The sequence below is a fragment of the Rufibacter aurantiacus genome, assembly GCF_017916345.1.
GTDB classification, from domain to species: Bacteria; Bacteroidota; Bacteroidia; order Cytophagales; family Hymenobacteraceae; genus Nibribacter; species Nibribacter roseolus.
Genome location: NZ_JAFMSV010000002.1, coordinates 335,743 through 356,947, shown reverse-complemented (window position 1 = coordinate 356,947; position 21,205 = coordinate 335,743). Strand labels below are relative to the sequence as shown.

The 21,205-nt window shown below is 52.4% G+C and carries 17 protein-coding genes; 13 read left to right on the top strand and 4 right to left on the bottom strand.

All coding sequences use genetic code 11. From position 1 onward, the window contains the following. Positions 1 to 62 precede the first annotated feature (62 nt). From dnaA to J3P34_RS06895, 3 genes are all read left to right on the top strand, one after another. Entirely contained in the window at positions 63 to 1,487 is a 1,425-nt protein-coding gene (gene dnaA, locus J3P34_RS06905; protein WP_210463789.1) for a chromosomal replication initiator protein DnaA, read from the top strand. Between the two features lie 24 nt (positions 1,488 to 1,511). Beyond that, positions 1,512 to 1,961: an RrF2 family transcriptional regulator gene (locus J3P34_RS06900; protein ID WP_210487376.1), complete on the top strand. Its 450-nt coding sequence runs from the start codon at positions 1,512 to 1,514 to the stop codon at positions 1,959 to 1,961. A 1,141-nt stretch (positions 1,962 to 3,102) separates the two neighbouring features. Further along, entirely contained in the window at positions 3,103 to 3,741 is a 639-nt protein-coding gene (locus J3P34_RS06895) for a peroxiredoxin (protein ID WP_210463791.1), read from the top strand. A 129-nt stretch (positions 3,742 to 3,870) separates the two neighbouring features. Here J3P34_RS06895 and J3P34_RS06890 read toward each other — a convergent pair whose 3' ends face one another. From J3P34_RS06890 to J3P34_RS06880, 3 genes are all read right to left on the bottom strand, one after another. Further along, positions 3,871 to 4,371, bottom strand: a complete 501-nt coding sequence (locus J3P34_RS06890) for a hypothetical protein (RefSeq protein ID WP_210487375.1) — start codon at positions 4,369 to 4,371, stop codon at positions 3,871 to 3,873. Positions 4,372 to 4,435: 64 nt separating this feature from the next. Next, positions 4,436 to 4,870: an OsmC family peroxiredoxin gene (locus J3P34_RS06885; RefSeq protein ID WP_210487374.1), complete on the bottom strand. Its 435-nt coding sequence runs from the start codon at positions 4,868 to 4,870 to the stop codon at positions 4,436 to 4,438. A gap of 329 nt (positions 4,871 to 5,199) precedes the next feature. Continuing rightward, entirely contained in the window at positions 5,200 to 5,712 is a 513-nt protein-coding gene (locus tag J3P34_RS06880) for a CHRD domain-containing protein (RefSeq protein ID WP_210487373.1), read from the bottom strand. Between the two features lie 541 nt (positions 5,713 to 6,253). Here J3P34_RS06880 and J3P34_RS06875 point away from each other — a divergent pair. The 8 genes from J3P34_RS06875 to J3P34_RS06840 all read left to right on the top strand — a co-directional run bounded on the left by J3P34_RS06875 (position 6,254) and on the right by J3P34_RS06840 (position 14,292). Beyond that, complete coding sequence (locus J3P34_RS06875) at positions 6,254 to 7,759, top strand: GH3 auxin-responsive promoter family protein (protein ID WP_210487372.1); 1,506 nt, start codon at positions 6,254 to 6,256, stop codon at positions 7,757 to 7,759. A gap of 174 nt (positions 7,760 to 7,933) precedes the next feature. After that, complete coding sequence (locus J3P34_RS06870; RefSeq protein WP_210487370.1) at positions 7,934 to 8,290, top strand: hypothetical protein; 357 nt, start codon at positions 7,934 to 7,936, stop codon at positions 8,288 to 8,290. A 29-nt stretch (positions 8,291 to 8,319) separates the two neighbouring features. Beyond that, a complete protein-coding gene (locus tag J3P34_RS06865) occupies positions 8,320 to 9,564 on the top strand; it encodes a S41 family peptidase (protein ID WP_210487368.1) in 1,245 nt (414 codons plus the stop codon). Positions 9,565 to 9,634: 70 nt separating this feature from the next. Then, positions 9,635 to 9,952 (top strand): carboxypeptidase regulatory-like domain-containing protein, encoded by a 318-nt coding sequence (locus J3P34_RS06860; protein WP_210487366.1) that lies wholly within the window; start codon positions 9,635 to 9,637, stop codon positions 9,950 to 9,952. Positions 9,953 to 10,011: 59 nt separating this feature from the next. Next, positions 10,012 to 11,166: a 1-deoxy-D-xylulose-5-phosphate reductoisomerase gene (locus tag J3P34_RS06855; RefSeq protein WP_210463799.1), complete on the top strand. Its 1,155-nt coding sequence runs from the start codon at positions 10,012 to 10,014 to the stop codon at positions 11,164 to 11,166. Positions 11,167 to 11,247: 81 nt separating this feature from the next. Then, entirely contained in the window at positions 11,248 to 12,561 is a 1,314-nt protein-coding gene (gene rseP / locus J3P34_RS06850; RefSeq protein ID WP_210487364.1) for an RIP metalloprotease RseP, read from the top strand. Positions 12,562 to 12,658: 97 nt separating this feature from the next. Further along, positions 12,659 to 13,168 carry a DUF6702 family protein gene (locus J3P34_RS06845; RefSeq protein ID WP_210487363.1) on the top strand — a complete coding sequence of 170 codons (510 nt, stop codon included), beginning with the start codon at positions 12,659 to 12,661 and terminating at the stop codon, positions 13,166 to 13,168. A gap of 293 nt (positions 13,169 to 13,461) precedes the next feature. Beyond that, positions 13,462 to 14,292: a hypothetical protein gene (locus tag J3P34_RS06840; RefSeq protein WP_210487361.1), complete on the top strand. Its 831-nt coding sequence runs from the start codon at positions 13,462 to 13,464 to the stop codon at positions 14,290 to 14,292. A gap of 914 nt (positions 14,293 to 15,206) precedes the next feature. Here the strand turns inward: J3P34_RS06840 and J3P34_RS06835 are convergent. Beyond that, positions 15,207 to 17,195 (bottom strand): OmpA family protein, encoded by a 1,989-nt coding sequence (locus J3P34_RS06835; RefSeq protein ID WP_210487359.1) that lies wholly within the window; start codon positions 17,193 to 17,195, stop codon positions 15,207 to 15,209. Positions 17,196 to 17,390: 195 nt separating this feature from the next. Here J3P34_RS06835 and lon point away from each other — a divergent pair, with 195 nt between their 5' ends. Together lon and porQ are read left to right on the top strand one after the other, a co-directional pair. Continuing rightward, positions 17,391 to 19,889 carry an endopeptidase La gene (gene lon / locus J3P34_RS06830; protein WP_210487358.1) on the top strand — a complete coding sequence of 833 codons (2,499 nt, stop codon included), beginning with the start codon at positions 17,391 to 17,393 and terminating at the stop codon, positions 19,887 to 19,889. A gap of 24 nt (positions 19,890 to 19,913) precedes the next feature. Next, entirely contained in the window at positions 19,914 to 20,960 is a 1,047-nt protein-coding gene (gene porQ / locus J3P34_RS06825; RefSeq protein ID WP_210487356.1) for a type IX secretion system protein PorQ, read from the top strand. Positions 20,961 to 21,205 lie beyond the last annotated feature (245 nt).

The following is a 21,205-nucleotide window of genomic DNA, read 5'->3' as shown; positions in this document are numbered from 1 at the left end:
TTTTGTAACCCCCTCAGAAATTCGTCACTCAATAAAACGCGGGATTGGAAGAAGCGATGTTAATGGTAAAAGACTGTACAACCGTCTGGCATAACTGTTTACAGGTTATCAAAGACAACATAGGCGAGCAGAGCTACAAGACGTGGTTCGAGCCCATCGTGCCTTTGTCTTTGGCCGGAAACGTACTCACAATACAGGTTCCCAGCCAATTCTTCTACGAGTGGCTGGAAGAGCACTATGTGGGACTGCTCAAGAAAGTGGTGTTCCAGGAACTGGGCAGCGAAGGCCGCCTGGAGTATTCTATTATAGTAGACCAGGGCAACGACCACAGCAAGCCCCAGACGGTAAATATCCCTACCAAGAAGGTGCCAGCCGCGGTTGCTAATTCCTACAGCCCTGAACGCAGCTTCCTGAAGAACCCGTTTGAGTCAAAGGCCATTGACCGGCACTTCTTCAACTCGCAGCTGAACCAGAGCTACACGTTTGAGAACTATATTGAGGGAGACTGCAACCGTCTGGCACGCTCAGCGGGCTACGCCGTGGCCAATAAGCCGGGTACCACCTCTTTCAATCCTTTGATGGTGTACGGCGGCGTAGGATTGGGTAAGACCCACCTGGTGCAGGCAATAGGTAACCACATCAAAGGCAACAACCCAGACAAATTCGTGCTGTACGTTTCGTCAGAGAAGTTCGTGAACCAGTTCATTGAGTCTTTGAAGACCAACAGCGTGCAGGACTTCGCCAATTTTTACCTATTGGTAGATATCCTCATCATTGACGATGTGCAGTTCCTGAGTGGGAAGGAGAAAACCCAGGAGATGTTCTTCCACATCTTCAACCACCTGCACCAGTCTGGCAAGCAGATTGTGATGACCTCAGACTGCCCGCCGCGGGACCTCAAAGGCTTGGAAGAGCGTCTGTTGTCCCGTTTCAAGTGGGGTTTGACCGCCGATTTGCAGAGCCCGGATTTTGAGACCCGGATGGCCATCATCCAGAAGAAGATGCAGTCTGACGGGATCCACATCCCCGATAACGTGATTGAGTACCTGGCCTACAGCGTGGATACCAACGTGCGGGAACTGGAAGGCGTGCTTATTTCGTTAATAGCACAGTCCTCCTTGAACCGCAAAGAGATTGACCTGGAATTGGCCAAAGCGGCCCTGAAACACATCATTGAAGATGTGGAGACCGAGGTGAACCTGGACTTCATCCAGAAAACCGTGGCCGAGTACTTTCAGGTAAGCCTAGACTCACTCAAAGCCAAAACCCGCAAGAAAGAGATTGTGACTGCCCGCCAAGTGGCCATGTATTTCGCGAAGGAATACACCAGCCACTCGCTCAAGTCCATCGGGTACCATTTCGGCGGCAGAGACCATTCCACGGTTATCCACTCGGTGCAGACGGTCTCTGACCTTATTGACACCGACAAAAAATTCAAGGCTTCTATCCAGGAGCTACAGAAGAAGTTCAAGGTGAAGGCGGTTTAATAACGCGTTTTCTCTTACCTACCTATGATATCAAAAAAAGCCAAGTACGCCCTCAAAGCGCTTCTTTATTTGGCCAAGCAGCATGACCGCGGTCTGGTGCTTATCTCTGAGATTGCCGCCGCCGAGCGGATCCCGCGCAAGTTCCTGGAAGCCATTCTGGTGGACCTGAAAGTGCAGCAAATCGTGCAAAGCACCCGCGGCAAAAACGGTGGTTACACGCTGGTGAAAGACCCGGCTCAACTCTCCGTAGGTAACGTCATTAGAATGGTAGATGGCCCACTGGCCCCCGTGCACTGCGTAAGCCACCTGTATTACCGCAAGTGCGAGGAGTGCGTGGATGAGGCCACCTGCGAGATTCGCCTGCTCATGAAACGCGTCCGTGATGCTACCTGCGATATTCTGGACACCACCTACCTCGCTGATTTCTCTAAAGTCACCGCATTAGTAGTGGAGGAAGAGGCCAACCAGATTTAACCAGATTTAAAGACTTTTTTATAGCTGTTTCAAGCCTGTTTTCGAAAAGCAGCCTTGAAACAGCTTTTTTGTTTTAAGTGGTTTGCTTTCCTCTCTGGTTCAAGTCTGTGACTTGGACCTACCATGGTCTGCAGTTTGCAACTGCCGTGAGGCGCTAGCCTCAAACTCGGATTTCGCTAGCGTTGTGCGGAGAGTTAGCGGCAGCGCTCTCCGCACTTCCCGGACAGCCAATCTCCTGATTGGCGAATTGGCAGAGGTTCCTGTTGGAAATATATCCCCTTGGTTGGTGTACTCACCAAAAACGGCGATATACTACCCTTCAATTCACTAAATGCAGCTACCTCCCACTTCCTTCTTGCTTGTTTCCCGCGCTTGCTCCTCCGTTTGGAGGTTTGTCACTTTTCTCCTTGATGAGAAAAGTAACCAAAAGAATCAAGAAGCCTCAAACTCGCTGATGCTCGGACAGTGAGGCTTCACTTAAGGTACCACCTGGCTAAAGCTATCTTTTGCATAGCTGACGTAGGCCATTGCCACCTGAACAGTTTATCCGTGCCGCAGGCCGGTCCTCGGCCTCACTGTAGGCCTTCGCCCCAGCCCGCCGCAGGAACTAGGTGGTTTTGATGCCTGCTCGGATTACCTGATCATGTAGAGACAAGGCATGCCTTGTCTCCGGCGGGCTCTCCGCAATAGCCAACAGCTACCGGAAATAACCGGAAGCTTAGCGAAGACCACCCACAAGAGGTGCCCCTACATTCCTTATACTTCCTCTCACAACCTCGCGTGTCGTGCCTGACGTTCGCCGTTGTTGGTGTTATCACCAACAATCACATCTGCTTCTGCCGTCTGAAAAGACCAATTTTCAGCCATCTAACAGCCACTTCCATGGCTCTAAATCACTGTTGCCACTTTTTCCGGGAATAGGGATTTACCGCTGAAAAATCGCTTTGCTTACATCCTGATTCCTTATCAACTTAATAATTTTCTTCTTCCTTAGTTGGATTTACAGTAATTGGTGTCTTAATTTGTCTACTTCTTCTATAGAGATTCTCAAGCGTAATGGCTGTTTTGCAGCGATTATGTTGAGTTCAAAATAGGAGAAGAGAGAACAGAACACCTTTTGCAAAACATAAAAGACAAGACCATGGCATTAAGATTAGGCGACATCGCTCCTGACTTTACCGCAGAAACCTCAGAAGGCACTATCAATTTCCATGAGTGGATTGGCGATGGCTGGGCTGTATTGTTTTCCCATCCGCGTGACTATACCCCTGTGTGTACCACCGAGTTGGGTGCAGTGGCCCGCATCAAAGATGAGTTTGACCGTCGCGGCGTGAAGGTTGCGGCCCTCAGCGTAGACCCCATTGACTCGCACCACGGCTGGATTCAGGATATCAACGAGACGCAGAATACCACGGTCAATTTCCCTATCATCGCAGATGCAGACCGGAAAGTGTCTGACCTGTATGACATGATTCACCCTAACGCCAGCGATACTTTCACCGTGCGTTCTGTGTTCATTATCGGGCCAGACAAGAAAGTGAAGCTGATCTTTACTTATCCGGCCTCTACGGGTCGTAACTTCGCTGAGATCCTGCGTGTGATTGACTCTCTGCAGTTGACCGCCAACCACAGCGTGGCCACCCCGGCTAACTGGGAAAACGGCCAGGACTGCGTGATTCTGCCATCAGTGAAGCAGGAGGAAGTGGAAGCCAAATTCCCGAAAGGCCACGTGGTAGTGAAGCCTTACCTGCGCCTTACTCCGCAACCTAACCTGAACTAAGCATTTCCTGCCCCTTTTCTGACCTTCAGGTTAAAAAAAGGAACCGGCATAAAACAGAAGCGGCCACTCTTTGCAGGGTGGCCGCTTCTGTTTTATGCCGGTTTCAGAAAAAAGAGCTCCTAAACGGAATTATCTTCTGGTAGGCGTGGTAGACGTATCCGTTACCGGAATGGCATGGCGGTCTGCTACTTCCAGGAGCTTGGTTTTGGCCAGCTGCTGGCCCTTGCGGGTGCTTACCAGCCTCAGGTTCACCAGGCACCGGCTGCCGTCGCGCATGGCAAAACGGGCTTGGGTGTTGTTGAGCGAGATGCCCGTCACATCCTGCAGGTGAATGGCTATCTTCTTCTTGAAGTGGCCTCGTTTCTCCACTACGTACGCTGGCGTGATCTCCAAATAAGACTGCTGGCCAAACAAAGACGTGTTCTGTGCCAGGATGAACAACAGGTAACCCAAAGCCAGAATCAGGAAGACATAGTGGATGAAATGCCGGTCGTTGGTGGAGGAATCAGGTTCCGTGAAAATCATGAACAACCCGTATGCCATCCACAGCAAAACCAAACCCAACTGCACCCCGAAGGAAATTTTGTGGTCACGTGACGGCCGCAACCCAACCCTAGCCAATGATTTCATGAATTAAAATTATTGGACAAAGATAGTGAATTTTTAATACCAGCTTTGGGGTCTGCCATCTGTACTAGGCGCCTTTCAAAGTGGCGGTGAGGTTCATTTCTGGTACCGAGGCCAAGGCTCTGGAGATGGGGCAGCCTTCTTTGGCTTTCTGCGCCAGTTCCTGCAACTCATCATTTGACAGGCCAGAGGCTTCCACCTCGGTGGTAAGGTCTATCCTGCGGATGAAAGGGCCGTTTTCCTGACCCAGAAATACCTTGGCCTGGGTTCTTACCGAGGTGGCTTTCTTGCCGGCATTTTCCAGCAGGCTGCTCAGGAACATTGAGAAACAGCCCGCGTGCGCCGCGCCCACCAGTTCCTCGGGGTTAGTGCCGGTCATATCTTCCTCAAAACGCGAACCGAAGGAATAACGCGCATCCAGGGTGCCGCTTTGGGTGGAAACAGTTCCTTTACCGTCTTTCAGGCCACCTTCCCAGACGCCTGTACCTGTATTATTTGCCATAGTTTTAAGTTTATTGTTGGTTAGATATGAGATAAGGTACTAAAAAATATCCGAATTGGTTTTCCAGGGCTTGTTCTGCTTTATCCGCAACTCGTCTTCCGGTCAGGACTAAAAGTACACGGGTGGCCTATCAAACCAAAGCCAACGGTAAAAACAGAAAGCTTTGTGCTGCTTCCGGTTTTCTTCCGCTGGCTTTGGTTTACGCTAAGTGCCTGGCTGGTTTATGATAGATTCTGTGGAAACGCGTCATAAACTAACAGCAATGTGGCTAAGGAAATAGACCATGGGCTGGGATTTCATCGGCTTTGCTGGTTTGTTTTAGCACCGTTTTACTTCACCTGCCCTCTTATTTCCCCGGCCGGGTAGGTAGGCGAATGGACGTTGGTGTAGATATTGCCCGCTTCTATGGCCGCAATCAGATCAGATAGGGTTTTCCCGGCCAAAGGTCCTTTCAGGGAAGCGCTGGTGATGATGCCCTCGGCAATGACGCCCGAAGGATTGGAGACACTGCCCACCAGATCCACCACTACCGGACCGTTTTCACCGGCTGGGGCCAGGTGCAGGTGCCCAAAAAGCACTGATTCCATGTTGGCCACAATCAACTTGTAATAGAGCTGGGTTCCGTCTTTGCTTAATCTAAGGATAATCTGTCCGGTGGCATTACTGATCACCTCCCGGGTTTCTTCTTCCGGCCGAAGATGCGCCGTGTACGTGTAAGGCGATTGCGCATCAGCGGTTTTCGCCACCGCGGCTACGTTTTGGGGTTCAACTAATTCTGTGTCGCAACTACTCAGGCAGAGCGACATCACCATGACGGGTAATGCATAGATAAAATTTTTCATATGGTTGATTTTTAAATAGTTGAATAACAGTATATATAACCTGATCTACAAAGCAAGGTTTTGTTATAAGCTATGTTATTTCTTTATATGTAGCCAAGGTGTCTAATGGCCCGTTCAGGCCAGGTTTTTACCAGGAATGGAAATAGGACAGGAGTATAAACGTTTGAGAGGCAGGTGTATGTAGCTGTATTTTTGCTCTCATGTTGAGAGTTGAATACCTGGCTTACTGAGGAGAATGCAAGGCTGGGTACCGCACTAGATGTAAAGCTGTTTTAGGGCCGGTTTTCTCAAAGCAACCCTGGAACAGAACGGTAGTCTTTCTAATAGAAAGGGTGAAGAACCGTAAGAACCTTTGTGAGAGAAGCTTCCGTTTTGAAGCCAGTTTTGGGAATAGGGGCCTTAAATGGTGGCGTACCCAGGAGGCTGAAAAGAACTTCCGGAAGATTACTATCTTTACCACCTTTCAAAGAGTAAATCCCGAAGGGTTTTCTCTCAAATGAAAGGTTTTCCCCGCTTGTTCAATCACTAGCAAAATGTCTACATGGGAGTAAAAGCGTTCTTGAGTAAACCTTTGGCGGCCTGGACCGTGGCCCGGCAGCAGAGCTGGATGGAGCATCCGGCGCAGGCGCAGCAGCAGGTTTTTACGTCTATCATCGGCAAAGCCGCTAACACCGCTTTCGGGAAAGACCATTATTTCAAGGACATCCAGACCCCGCAGGATTTTGCCCAGGCCGTACCCGCACGTGATTACGAAGGCCTGCGCCCGTACTTTGACCGCTTAAAACAGGGTGAACAGAATGTGCTCTGGCCGGGTCTGCCGCTTTATTTCGCCAAGACCTCGGGTACCACTTCGGGCACAAAATACATTCCCATTACCCAGGATTCCATCCCCAACCATATCAACGGCGCCAAGAACGCCCTGCTGAATTACATCCACGAGACCGGCCGCGCCCAGTTTCTGGACGGTAAACTCATTTTCCTGAGCGGCAGCCCGGTGCTGGAGCAGGTGGCGGGCATCAATACCGGTCGGCTTTCTGGCATTGTGAACCACCACGTGCCGGGCTACCTGCGCACAAACCAACTGCCCAGCTACGATACCAACTGCATTGAAGACTGGGAAACGAAGTTGGAGGCCATTGTGAACGAGACCATAAACCAGCGCATGACGCTCATCTCAGGCATTCCGCCGTGGGTGCAGATGTACTTTGACAAAATCATGGCCCGCACCGGCAAGCAAATCAAAGACGTATTCCCGGACTTCAACCTGTTTGTCTACGGTGGCGTCAATTTCGCGCCGTACCGGGCCAAACTGATAGAGAGCATCGGGCGCAAGGTGGATTCCATAGAGACGTTCCCGGCCTCCGAGGGCTTTATCGCTTACCAGAACATGCAGGATGATCCTGGCCTACTGCTCCTTGCTGACAGCGGCATTTTCTTTGAGTTCATCCCCTCCGAGGAGTACCACCAGCCCAACCCGCGCCGCCTCACTTTAGGCGAGGTGAAAACCGGGGTGAACTATGCGCTCATTATCAACAGCAACGCCGGGCTCTGGGGCTATTCCATAGGGGACACCGTTAAGTTCACCTCGCTGTTCCCCCACAAACTGGTGGTAAGCGGCCGATTGAAGCATTTCATCTCGGCGTTTGGCGAGCACGTGATAGGCGAAGAAGTGGAAGGCGCTTTGAATGATGCCATGCAGGAGTTCCCCGAGGTAGCCGTGACCGAGTTTACCGTGGCGCCGTACGTGAGCCAGGGCGAGGGCGCTTCTTACCATGAGTGGTTCATTGCTTATGACACGCCGCCCCATGATCCCGAGCGGTTCGCCAAAGCCCTGAACTGGCACCTGCGCCGCCGCAACAGCTACTATGACGACCTGATCTCGGGCAACATCCTGGCCAACCTCAAAGTGACGGCCCTGCCACCAGATGCTTTCCAGCAGTACATGAAACGCCAGGGCAAACTGGGTGGCCAGAACAAAGTGCCCCGCCTGAGCAATGACCGCACCTTAGCCGAGGGGCTGTTAGAAACGCTTAACCTCTCACTGTAGCCTCACATGATGAAAACGTGTTGCGGGTTGCTCTTGCTATACTGGCTGTTTGTTTCTTGTACTCAGAAACCTGCCCCAGCGGAAGAAAATAAACCCGCGCAGGCCTCCGCTCCGCTTGAACAACCTCCAGTAGAACAGCCACAGGAGCCTGCCACTTCCAGGCCAAAGGCCATTGTGCTGGATTCCTATTCTGAATTCCCGGAGGAGGTAGAGGGCTGCTCCTGTTATTTCTCCCGGAACAAGCAGGAGTTTGCCGCAGGCAAATACATTTACATGAATAATTATGCCAATCTGGCGTTTGTCTCCATTGGAGGCCAGCTGGTGAGACTTGAGTGCATAGATAAAAGTGACAGTGTCAAAACCGATGCCCCGTACCGGGACGCCAGCGTCAAATATGAACTCAGGGCCATCGTGAAGAAGTCTTCTCCCAGTGGAGAAGAAGTTTTCAAGACCGAAGGTGTGTTGTTGGTGAAAGACCTGAAAACGGGTGCTTCTTCAGAAATTCCTTTTGTGGGAGAGTGCGGATGTTAGGTAAAACTGGAGCCATTAAAGTAGGTGTCATGCTGGCTATAATCATGGTTCAGTCTGCCTTTCTGTTTGGCCAAGCCAAAAAACTCACCAAAGAGCAGTACAAGGCAGATTTCACATACTTCTGGAAAACCATTGGGGAAGACTACTGTTATTTTGATAAGAAACAGACCCATTGGCCAAAGGTGCCCGCCCTTTACCAGTCCCAGTTGGATTCCGTTACGGACAACCGGCAGTTTGTTTCCCTGCTTGAGCGGGTCTTCAATGAACTGTATGACCACCACGCTGGGCTGAACACCAACACCCCGCAATCTTCTCGCTTGGTGCCCTCCGGCACCGATGTCTGGGCCGAGTTTGTGAACGGCAAGCCGATGGTGCTGGAGGTAAGAAACGGGCTGGGTGCCGAGAAAGTAGGCCTGCGCGCCGGAATGGAGATTGTGTCTGTGAACGATGTGCCGGTACAAGCCGCTTTGAGGCCGTTTTTGGGAAAGTCGCTCAAAACCGTAGACCCGGAAGCGCAGAACTTTGCCCTCCGCCTGCTGCTGGCTGGAAACCACGTGCAGCCCCGAAAAATCACCGTGCAGGACAAAGGCAAACGCCGCACTTTCTACCCTGATGTCCCTAAAATGCTGTTGGAGGACATCCGGTACCCGGCTAATGTGGAGAGTCGGATTATCAACGGCATCGGGTATATCAAGATCAACAACTGCCTGTTTGACAATACGCTCATCCCGGCTTTCGATAGCGTGCTCAACTCTTTGGAAAGCACCAGGGCGTTGGTGTTGGACCTTCGGGAAACGCCCAGCGGCGGCAACACCACGGTGGCCCGGGCCATTCTGGGAAGGTTCATCACCAAAGACCAGTTCTATCAGAAACACGAGCTCACCGCCGAGGAGCGGCAGTACGGCGTGAAGCGCAGTTGGGTGGAAGTGGTGTCGCCCAGGGGAAAAGCCTATGAAAAACCCATGGCGGTTTTGGTGGGCCACTGGACGGGCAGCGTGGGCGAGGGCATCACCATTGCGTTTGACGGCCTGCAGCGGGCCACCACCGTGGGCACCAGAATGGCCGGACTCAACGGCGCCATCTATTCTTACCAGATGCCCAACACCAACATCGGGTTCTCTTTCCCGGTGGAGAAACTTTTCCACGTGAACGGCTCACCAAGAGAAACCTACACGCCGGCTATCCTGGTTGATTTCATCAGCGAACCGGCTGCTTCTAAAACAGATGTTGTCCTGGAGAAGGCTTTGGCTTTCTTGAATGGCAAAGGGAAATAACCCTTAATTACCTTGTAACTCTTACTACATTAGAGAGCTTGTTCGGTAAAACTACACTCCCCTATAATTCATGAAACCCCGCTATCAATTCATATTCATTACTTCTCTTCTGTTTCTTACATCTTGTGACTGTTACCAAAGGGTGCAAGGGAAAGTAGTGGACTTGAAAAGTGGCTTGCCTTTAGAGAATGTTTCTGTTTCCAATCCTGTCAAGGAGAATTCTAAAACCGAAACCGATTCACTGGGGCAATTTGAACTTGCTGGGATATCAGGTGGATTCTCTTGCCCGCCCATGAGCGTAGTGGTGGAGAAGGCGGGATTTAAAAGATTGGAGACTTCCATTCCAGCGGGAGGCTTCCAGGTGATTAAACTAGAGAAATCGGAATAGACTCCTGTTTTTAACCTAATTTTGTATAAATAGCCCTAAAACGGCGTTACAGAGATTACATGAAGAAAAGAGTAGCCATTCTTGGCTCAACGGGGTCCATCGGGACGCAGGCGCTGGAGGTAATTCAGGCCCAGGCGCAGGCGTTTGAGGTGGAAGTGCTCACAGCCCATTCCAACGTGGACCTGCTGGTGGCCCAGGCCATTGCTTTTCAGCCCAATGCGGTGGTGATTACGCAGGAGGACCTGTATGAGCAGGTGCGCGATGCGCTTGAGGCCTACCCCATAAAAGTATATGCGGGCATGAACGCGGTGAACGGCGTGGTGCAGATGGACACGGTAGACATCGTGCTCACCGCCATGGTAGGGTACGCGGGCCTGCAGCCCACCATCAAAGCCATCGAGGCAGGTAAAACCATCGCCTTAGCCAACAAAGAAACGTTGGTGGTGGCCGGGCAACTGATTACGCAGCTCGCCAGAGAGAAAGGCGTGAACATCTATCCGGTAGACTCAGAGCACAGCGCTATTTTCCAGTGCCTGGCCGGCGAGTTCCATAATCCCATTGAGAAAATCGTCTTGACTGCTTCAGGTGGACCATTCCGGGGAAGGGATCGCCAGTATCTCCAGACGGTAACCAGGGCGCAGGCTTTGAAACACCCCAACTGGGAGATGGGCGCCAAGATCACCATTGACTCGGCCTCGCTCATGAACAAAGGGTTGGAGGTGATTGAAGCCAAATGGCTGTTTGGGTTGCAGAATGATCAGATAGAAGTGGTGGTGCATCCGCAATCTATTGTGCATTCGCTCGTTCAGTTCCAGGACGGTTCGCTTAAGGCCCAGATGGGGCTGCCCGATATGAAGCTGCCCATCCAATACGCTTTGAACTATCCGCACCGCCTAAAATCCACCTTCCCGAGGTTCAATTTCCTGGATTATCCGCAACTCACCTTTGAGAAGCCCGATCTGGAGACCTTCCGCAATCTGGGGCTGGCCTTTGCCGCCATGGAACGGGGCGGTAATGCGCCTTGTATCCTCAACGCAGCCAACGAGGTAGCCGTGGCGGCCTTTTTACGCGAGGAAGTGGGCTTTTTGGAGATGTCTGACCTCATCTCTGACTGTCTCGCTAAAGTTGCTTATATTGCGGAGCCTTCTTTGGATGACTTTGTGCAAACCGACCGCGAGGCGCGCCGATTGGCTTTAAGCCTCATGCAGGCGTAATCTTTTTCCAAAACAACCGACTTACAAACTACCGGGGCAGAACTCGCTTTTGCCTCAGTATAGACCTTATAAACAGCGTAGATGGAAGCATTAGTAATGGCCGGCCAGTTAATTCTGGGCCTGACCATCTTGGTAGGAATACATGAATTGGGCCACATGCTTACGGCCAAATGGTTTGGGATGCGCGTGGAGAAATACGCCATCGGGTTCCCGCCCAAACTGGTAAGCAAACAGGTTGGCGAGACCGAGTACATGATTGGCATGATCCCGCTGGGTGGTTTCGTGAAGATCTCCGGCATGATAGATGAGTCGCTGGACACGGCTACCCTCAACCAGGAGCCGGAGCCTTGGGAATTCCGGGCCAAACCGGCCTGGCAGCGCCTCATTGTAATGATGGGTGGCATTATCTTCAACGTGATCACGGGCATTATCATCTTCGCGGCCTTGACGTACCTGTACGGTGAGAGCTACCTGCTGGCCAAGGATGCGAAATACGGCATCGTGACAAACGAAATCGGCAAGCAGATGGGCCTGCGCGACGGTGACAAGATTGTAGCCGTGAACGGCAAGCCCCTTGTGGAGTTTCAGGACGTGTATAACCCCGATGTGTTGCTTGGCCAAAACGGTTCCTATACCGTTGAGCGCAACGGTCAGCAAGTGGTGGTGCCGGTACCTTCCAACCTCATTGACAAACTAGCCGATGGTGATAAAGTAGGCTTTATTATGGCCCGCGAGCCGTTTGCAGTAGAGGCGGTGAAAGCGAAAAGCCCGGCCTCGGCGGCTGGCCTGCAACCCGGCGACCGCATCACCCAGATCCAGAACCAACCGGTGCAGTTCTTCCATGAGTTCCAGCAGAAACTGCAGACCTACAAAGGCAAACAGGTAGCCCTGCAAGTAGAGCGCGCCGGCAAGCCGATGACCCTGAAAACCACCGTAGACGAGGACGGCACCATCGGGTTCTACCCTAAATTGATGCTGCCACGCGCCACGCGCGAGTACAGCCTGATAGGTGCTATTCCGGTAGGGGCAGAGAAGGCTTTCTCGGTGATCACCACCAACATCAAAGGCTTTGCGAAGATTTTCCGGGCCGAGGTGTCGGCTTCCAAAGCTTTGAGCGGCCCTATCGGCATCGCGCAGATCTTCGGGGGCAAGTTCTCCTGGATCAATTTCTGGGCCATCACGGCCATGCTTTCCATGGTGCTGGCGTTCATGAACTTCCTGCCCATCCCGGCGCTGGACGGCGGCCACGTGATGTTTTTGACCTATGAAATCATATCGGGCCGCAAACCATCAGACAAGTTTCTGGAGAATGCCCAGAAAGTAGGCATGGTGCTGTTGCTGGGCTTGATGGGGTTTGCTATCTTTAACGACTTCTTTAAGTTGCTGTTCAAATAGTTAGCGCCCGTAACGGGGCACTGTTGATAAAAAATTGCCGGAGAAGACGCAAGATAACTGCGTCTTTCTCTGTTTACAGGGAGAGTAGAATATTCAAATGATGAAAAGAGCAGTTGGGGCCTTTTGGCTAGTAATGGTGCTGGGCTTCTGGCTTCCGCTGGCGGCCTGGGCGCATGAGTTCCACACCAGCATCACCGATGCCAAGTACAACCCCAAGAACCAGACCTACGAGCTAGCCGTGCGGCTGTACGCCGATGACGTGGAGGAGGCACTGACCCGTCGCCACAAGGCCACCGTACGGCTTGACCGCTCTGAGCGGGTAAATAAACTTCTGGCCGAGTACCTGCAAACGCACCTGGCCATCTCCACGGTGAAAGGCACCCGCGCCGCCCAGAAGTTTATTGGCGCTCAGGAAGAAGCCGATGCCATCTGGGTGTACCTGGAGATTCCGGCCGGAAAAGCGCCCACCGGACAGCTTTGGGTGCAGAACGCGCTCTTGATGGAGGTGTTCGATGACCAGACCAATATCCTGAACTTGGAAGTGGCCGGCAAGAAACGCTCAGTGCTCTGCCGGGCCGGTGAAACGCAGCAAACGGTTTCGCTTTAGTTTTCCTTTAGATTTAACTTTACCCGCAGTAGGGGTGAGGCTGAATTTTCCTATCTTTTTAAGGAGACCTGAAAAGGGGGCTTTTTGTAAAAACGCCCTTGAAATAGAAATATAAGGGGGAGCCCCAATAAATTGGAACTTGTGTAGACTGCCCGCAAGGAGACAGAAAAGAAGGTACTGGCTATGCTTCTTGCAGGGAAGATTTGGATGATGATGTTTATTTTGTCTCGCAGAGGCGGGTGGTTTAGAGGAAGAGCGAAGAGGCAGGTTAAGGAAAATTTTTAAAACACTTTATGAGAAAAAGCTTTCTACGTGTAATGGGTTTAATGGTGGGATTGGGGGCTACAAGTTGCTCTTCGGTGTACATGCCCAATGTGCCTAACACACCCATGTTAACGTCTAAAGGAGAATTAAGCACCAGCGGACACATCACCTTGAAAGGCAACGCCAGCTTTAACTCGGCCTACGCCGTCACCGACCACGTGGGCGTGCTGCTGAGCGGCGCCATGATGAACAATGACAACAAAAAGAAAGACTTCCGCCATAACCTGTTAGAGGCCGGCGGCGGTTACTTCACCACCTTCGGACCCAACCAGAACCGGGTGCTGGAGGTGTACGCTGGTGTAGGCCGCGGCAGCAGCGACCGCACCTTTAAAGACAAAACCTCCGAAGGCCTTACCACCTATGACCGCCAGGAAACTTCCTTCAACAAGGTCTTTCTGCAGGTAAACTACTCCTCCAAGAAAAAGCGCATGCTGAAACTGTTCGGGAACGAGCATTTCCTCAACTACGGCACCGCCTTGCGCCTGAGCTACCTCAACATGAGCGAGTTCATCCGCAACGACATCAAGCAGCCCACCGAAGACAACATCTTCTTTGAGCCTATCTTCTACACCCGCATGTCCCTGACGCCTTCTATCCAATTGCAGTACACCAGCGGCAGCAACTTCGGGCTCAAGAACCGTGAGTTTATGACGGCCGGTAACTCGGTCTTCAGCATTGGGTTTATTGTGAACGTAGGTGGCAAGAAACTGAAGCAGGATGCTCCAAAGCCAGAAGACAGAACTCCGGCCATTCCGCCGCTGCCTAAATGGAATAAGAAAGGCAATACAATTAAATTGTAAAGGTTAAGCTGTAAAGGTGGTATTTGCCATAAAGTGTTTCAGGGCTGTTTTCTTCAAAAGGGCCTTGAAACACTTTTTTTATGGTCGCTTTCTCAATACCTCTTTTCTGGTTCAAGTCTGTGACTTGGACCTACCATGGTCTGAAGTTTGCAACTTCAGTGAGGCGTCAGCCTCAAAGGCACTTTTGGCGGGGTTACTTCCAACTGCCTTCCTTCTAACCTTCTGGCTGCAGTCGCGGCCTGCCCACGTTTGTCACTTTTCTCCTTGATGAGAAAAGTAACCAAAAGAATCAAGAAGAAAAGAAACTCGCTGACGCTCAGACAGTCTTTTCTTCATTCTCTGTGACACCCCGCTACCGCCCATTGTTGCATGGTGAACTTGCGTCACTGCCAATTGTGTAGCCACTGCTTGCGCTCGGCGGAGGTTGGGTTACGCACGCGCCCAACCTCCGCCTCCCTGCATGTTAGCTGCCTTGCCTGAAGAGCCGCTGCAATGCCTGCATCGTCCTGGCGGACGGGGTGGAGTAATCTAACTGTTCTTACTTTACTCCAGCACTTACACTGTTCCACGCCCTTGTTGGTGTTGTCACTAACAATCAAAATTGCAGCACAACTACTGTCTAACGCACTGGGGAGTTTTCCTATTGGGAGGGTAGGGATGGGTTCACGGGCAAGCGATTAATGCCGATCCTGTCACGCATCTCACGGAAACACCTCATGCCATGCACTTTGCAGAAGGAACAAAATCAGGGCTATCTCAGATAATCCTATTTTGAGTCTGTTTTCGGTAAATCACAGCAAAACTGGACTATTCGTAGTGATGGAACTGCAAATACTGCTCTCTTAGAAGTCAAAAGCGCTAGGGGTCTGTTTTCAACAAAACAGCCCCCTAGCGCTTGATCCAATCCGGCAAGATTACCAATCTCCGTTGCCGACACCTTCTTTGGGCTTGATCAGCTTGAATTCTACCCGGCGGTTCACGGCCCGGTCTTCAATGGTGAGTTCGGGTTTGATGGGTTCCGAGCTGCCTTTGCCAACGGCGTCAATCCGGCCATTGGCCAGATTGCCTTTATTCTCCAGGTACTTCTGGATGGAGACGGCCCGCCATTGGGAGAGCTCCAGGTTGGCGTCGGGGTCGCCGCTGCTGTCGGTGTGGCCCTCTATGCTGAGGCGTACCTGCGGATGGTCTACCAGGAACAGAACGATGCGGTCCAGGGTGGGTTTCATGGCGTCCTTAATCTCGGCTTTGCCCTCGTCAAACTCCAGGTTCTTGAAGATTAATGGGATGCTGTAGTCAATGAGGCTGGTCATGATCTTCATCACGGTGTCTTCCTTCAGGTTGATTTCCTTTTCAATAGAGAAGAAATCTGAGCTTTGGATGAGCATCATGTAGCGGCTGTTGTCAATAAGGTCAAAGTCAAAGGAACCGTCCTCGCGCAGGTATTTAGAGGCTACCTCAATGCCGTTGTCCAGGTCAATGATGGAGATAATGCCGTTTAGGGGCTTGTTGGTGGTAGAATCCATCAAAACACCGGTAAGTTTGGTCACCGCCAACGGGTGCGCCTCCATGGGCAGCGGGAACGAGAACAGGTCCAGGTTCTTCAGATCGGTGGGCTCTGAGCGGGCGTAGTACAGGTTGGTGGAGTTGGCGTTGATGGTGAAGTAATACTCGCTGCCTTTGCCGTTCACAAGCGGCCCTATGTTGCGCGGCTCCTGCCAGTTGCCTTTGATCCGGTAGGCCTTGTAGATGTCAAAGTCCCCGAAATTGAGCAGTTGCCCGCGTGAGCTGAAGTATAGAACCTGGTACAGCGGGTGGAAATACGGGCTCACCTCGCTCTCGCGGGTGTTGATGATGGGGCCCAGGTTCTGCGCCGGCGCCCACTGGCCGTTCTTTTGCTTGTGGGTGAAATAGATGTCGCTCATACCAAACCCGCCCAGGCGGTCTGAAGCGAAGTATAGGGTGTCTTCCTGCGGCGAGAGAGTGGGTTGTGAGTCCCAGGCCTTGCTGTTCACGTTGCCACCCAGGTTTTTGAGTTGGCCCCAGGAACCATCGGCTAGGCGGGTTGCCGTGTACAGGTCGCAATTTCCTAACCCATCGGGGCTTTCGCAGCGAGCGAAGAAAAGGGTCTTTCCGTCGCGGCTGAGGCAGGCGGAGCCCTCGTTGTAGATGCTGTTGATGGGTTTGCCAAAAGACTCGCCCTCGTGCCAGAACCCGTTCTCGAAACGGGAGAAGTACAGGTCCTCGTCGGTCCCGGTGGCTTTTACGCCCTTGCGACGAGAGGTGTAGATGAAGAGTTCCTCGTCTGAGCGCACGGCCGGGCCGTAATCCTCGGCTTTGGAATTGATGGCATCGCCCATGTTGGTGTACACCCCGCGCGGCGGCTTGAACGTGGCCACCGATTTGCGGTACTCCACCAGTTCATAGTAATACTGCAGGGGCACGTACAGGTCCTTTTTCTTCTCCTCCAGCGAGTCATAGTACTGCTGTACTTGCCGGATGTCGGTGCGGTGGTGTTTCAGGACCAGGCGGTAATAGGCCACGGCTTTTTCGCGCTGCCCTAAACGTTCATAAAGCTGCCCCAAACGCCAGAGAAGTTTCGTATCTTTATAGAAATTGTCAATCCCGAAGTTGCCCACGTATTCTTCCAGCAAAGGCAGTACCTTGGCCCAGGCTTTTTTCTTCTCCAGTTTCTGGATGGTGGCGTACTTGGCTTTGTGGTGGTAGTAAGGAACCCGGTTGAGGTTGGGGAACTGCAGCACGATCTCCGCTTCCGGGGCTTTCTTCCGGAGAGAGTCGGTCACGGGTTTTTGCTTCAGACGGAGGGCAGGTTTGGTCTGTCCCAGAGCCGAATACCCGAGGAAAAAGGAGAGCAGGAAAATAAGTAAAGAGCCAGTACGCAACATAACAGAAGGGGCACCTGAAAAGCATTATTTCAATATGCGGTACCAAATGTAGTTCTTTCTGTGGTGAAATTATCCCTATTCTATAGAATTTCGGTGATATATTGGCACAGGACTTGACAAGTATATATCTTATAGACAAACAACAGAACCGACGGGAGGATTGCTGCCAAAATGGCATCCTCAGAGACACGACGTATGAATTATACCCAAGAGAACCTGATACAGCAACTCATGTTGTCTGATTTATCTGACGATGGAAACGGAGACATCATCTCCATCATCACCTCAGAGCTGGACGACGCCGAGGGCGCTGAAAAAAATACCCCCGAATCTTTACCGCTTCTGCCCGTTAGAAACACCGTCCTCTTCCCGGGGGTGGTGATCCCAATCACGGTGAGCCGGAAGAAATCGGTGCGCCTGGTGCGCAAAGCCTACCGCGGTGACAAAACCGTTGGTGTGGTGGCCCAGAAGAACATGTCCGCCGAGGAACCTACCCCGGATGATCTTTTCCAGGTGGGTACCATGGCCAAAATCCTGAAGATGCTGGTGCTGCCAGACGGTAATACTACCATCATCATCCAGGGCCAGAGCCGCTTCAAGATTGAGGAAGTGACCCAGGAAGAACCGTACATGGTGGCCAAGGTGTCCCATTGCCCCGAGACCTTCCCGAACCAGAAAAGCAAAGAGGTGAAAGCCTTGGTGGAGTCGTTGCAAGAAGCGGCGGGCAAGATCCTGAAACTGAATCCCGAGATTCCGCAGGAGGCCCAGGTGGCGCTGGACAACATTGACAGTCCTTCGTTTCTGACCCATTTTCTGTCTTCCAACATCAATGTGGAAGTGGCCCAGAAGCAGAAACTGCTGGAGATCAACGACGGTGTGGAACGCGGTACCACCTTGCTGCAACTCATGATGCGCGAGATCCAGATGCTGGAGATCAAGCAGGAAATCCACTCCAAAGTGCACACCGACATTGACGAGCAGCAGCGCGACTATTTCCTGCGCCAGCAGATCAAGGTGTTGCAGGATGAACTGGGCATGGACGGCCCGGAGCAGGAAGTGGAGAAAATGCGTGCCACCGCCGCTAAAAAGAAATGGCCAGAAGCCGTTGCCAAGCACTTCAGCAAGGAACTGGACAAACTGAGTCGCCTAAACCCGCAGGCCGCTGAGTACCCCATCTCTCTGAACTACTGCGAATTCCTCCTGGATTTGCCCTGGAGCGAATATACCAAAGACAACTTCAACCTGAAGCGCACTAAAAAGATTCTGGACGCCGACCATTACGGTCTGGAGAAGGTGAAGGAGCGCATTCTGGAGTATCTGGCCGTGCTCAAGCTGAAGAATGACATGAAAGCGCCTATCCTTTGCCTCTACGGACCTCCGGGTGTAGGGAAAACCTCGCTGGGCCGCTCCGTAGCAAAGGCCTTGGGCCGCAAATACGTGCGCATTGCCTTGGGCGGGGTCAGGGATGAGGCTGAGATAAGAGGGCACCGCAAAACCTACGTGGGCGCCATGCCGGGCCGTATCATTAGCCAGATCAAGAAAGTGGGTTCTTCCAACCCTGTCATGATTCTGGACGAGGTAGACAAACTGACCTCTGATTTTAGAGGCGATCCGTCCTCAGCCTTGCTGGAGGTACTGGACCCCGAGCAGAACCACACTTTCGTGGACAATTACCTGGAAGTGGAGTATGATCTTTCTAAAGTCCTGTTCATTGCCACGGCCAACTCCCTGGATACCATTCACCCGGCCCTGAGAGACCGGATGGAGATCATTGAAGTAACCGGCTACACGGTGGAGGAGAAAACGGAGATCGCAAAGCGCCACCTGATTCCCAAACAGAAGGAAGACCATGGCCTGCTACCCAAAGATGTGGCGTTCTCCACGGCAGCTATCCAGAAAGTGATAGAAGACTATTCCCGCGAGTCGGGCGTCCGGAATCTGGAGCGAAAATTGGGGGCGGTGATCCGGAACATTGCCAAGTCCAAAGCGATGGAAGAGGAATGGCCGGCGAAACTGGAGCCCAAAGACGTAGTACGCATTCTGGGTCCGGAAATCTTCGACAAGGAGCTTTACCAGGACAACGAGACCGCAGGCGTGGTAACAGGCCTGGCCTGGACCTCAGTGGGCGGAGATATCCTGTTCATTGAATCCTTGCTGAGCCGCGGTAAGGGCAAGTTGACGTTATCCGGTCAGTTGGGCGATGTGATGAAGGAATCAGCGATCACGGCGGTTTCTTACCTGCGTGCCCACGCCGACGAGCTGAACATTGACTACCGCCTCTTTGACCAGTACGACCTGCACATCCACTTCCCCGAAGGGGCCGTGCCGAAGGATGGACCTAGCGCCGGTATCGCTATATTTACGTCCATTGCCTCGGTGTTCACCCAGCGCAAGGTACGCTCGCATCTGGCCATGACCGGCGAGATCACGCTGCGCGGAAAGGTATTGCCGGTGGGCGGTATCAAGGAGAAGATTCTGGCGGCCAAGCGTGCGGGCATCAAAGACGTGATTCTGTGCTACAAGAACCGCAAGGACGTGAACGAGATTTCGGCGCACTACATTGAGGGCCTCAACATCCACTATGTAGATTATGTGGACGAGGTGCTGGAATTTGCCCTCCTGCCGGAGAAAGTGAAGAAACCGCTGGACCTGCGGGTACGCGAGGAGGCAGTGCCGGCTCCAGCCGAAAGCTGATTTTAGCCTGTTTATAGAAAAACGATGCAGAAACGCCTTTTCCTTTTGGGTCTTTTGTCTTTTGCCCTGGTGCAACTGGCCTTTGCCCAAATGGGAGGGCGTTCTGTTTTCCGTTTCCTGAATGTGCCCACGCATGCTAGGCAGGCAGCGCTAGGCGGCGTAAACGTGTCCTCTGGCCTGGAAGACGTGAATGCGGTCTCCGCGAACCCGGCACTCATGCACGGCAAAACCGACAACCACCTTGGGCTCACGTACCTGAATTACCTTTCAGATGTAAGCCAGAACAACCTCAGCTACACCTTTGAAAGCAGCCGCTGGGGCCGAAACGCCATCGGAATTCAATACCTGGACTATGGCACCTTCACCCAGACCAGCGATGCCGGGATGGAGGAGGGTACGTTCAAGGTGCGGGACTACGCGGTTTCTTTGTCGCACGCGGCCACCATTGAGCATTTCACCCTGGGTGCCACGGCCAAAGTAGCCATCTCCAGCATCGCCGGAAACCAGGCGGTAGCCACCTTGGTAGACCTGGGTGGTACGTTCAAGCACCCTGAGCGCGATTTTGTGGTAGGCCTGGCCATCCGGAACCTGGGCGTGATGCTGAAACCCTATGACAACGGCGAGCGCGAAGACATGCCGCTAGACATCCAGGTGGGTGCGAGCTATAAACCAGAGCACGCGCCTTTCCGGCTATCTATCACGGCGCACCAGTTGCAGCGCTTTGACATCGTCTACCTGGACCCCGACAAACCCGGCACCCTGGACGAAAACAACCAGGAGGTGAAGGAGAAAAAGACCTTCGGTGACAAGCTGGCCCGGCACTTTGTGGTGGGCGGCGAGTTCATCCTGGGACCCGGTTTTCAGCTGCGGGGCGGGTACAACCACCTGCGGCGGAAAGAACTGGTGGTGGAGAACGTAGGCGGCATGGCTGGATTTTCCTTCGGGGCCTCTGTCAAAGTGCATGCTTTCCGATTTGAGTACACCTACGCCAACTACCACGTGGCGGGCGCCAGCAATTACCTCACCCTCAACACAGATTTGAACCGGTTTTTGAAAAAGAAGCTGGATTAATGGGGATGTGAAGATGTGGGGATTGGGAAATTTGAAGATGCGCGGATAACACTCCCCAGCTGCCATCCTGAAAGGATCTTGTGGGCAACCTGAGAAAGCGCCTCCCAAGCGGTAGAGAACCGGAAGAGGTGTAATGCTTTTGTTTAGGGGCCGATTTCTGCAAAACAGGTCTAAAACAGGTTTGTTTTTAGTACGAGGAGGCCTTGATGCAAGATTCCAACCAACAACTTTTAACCTGAGCCGTT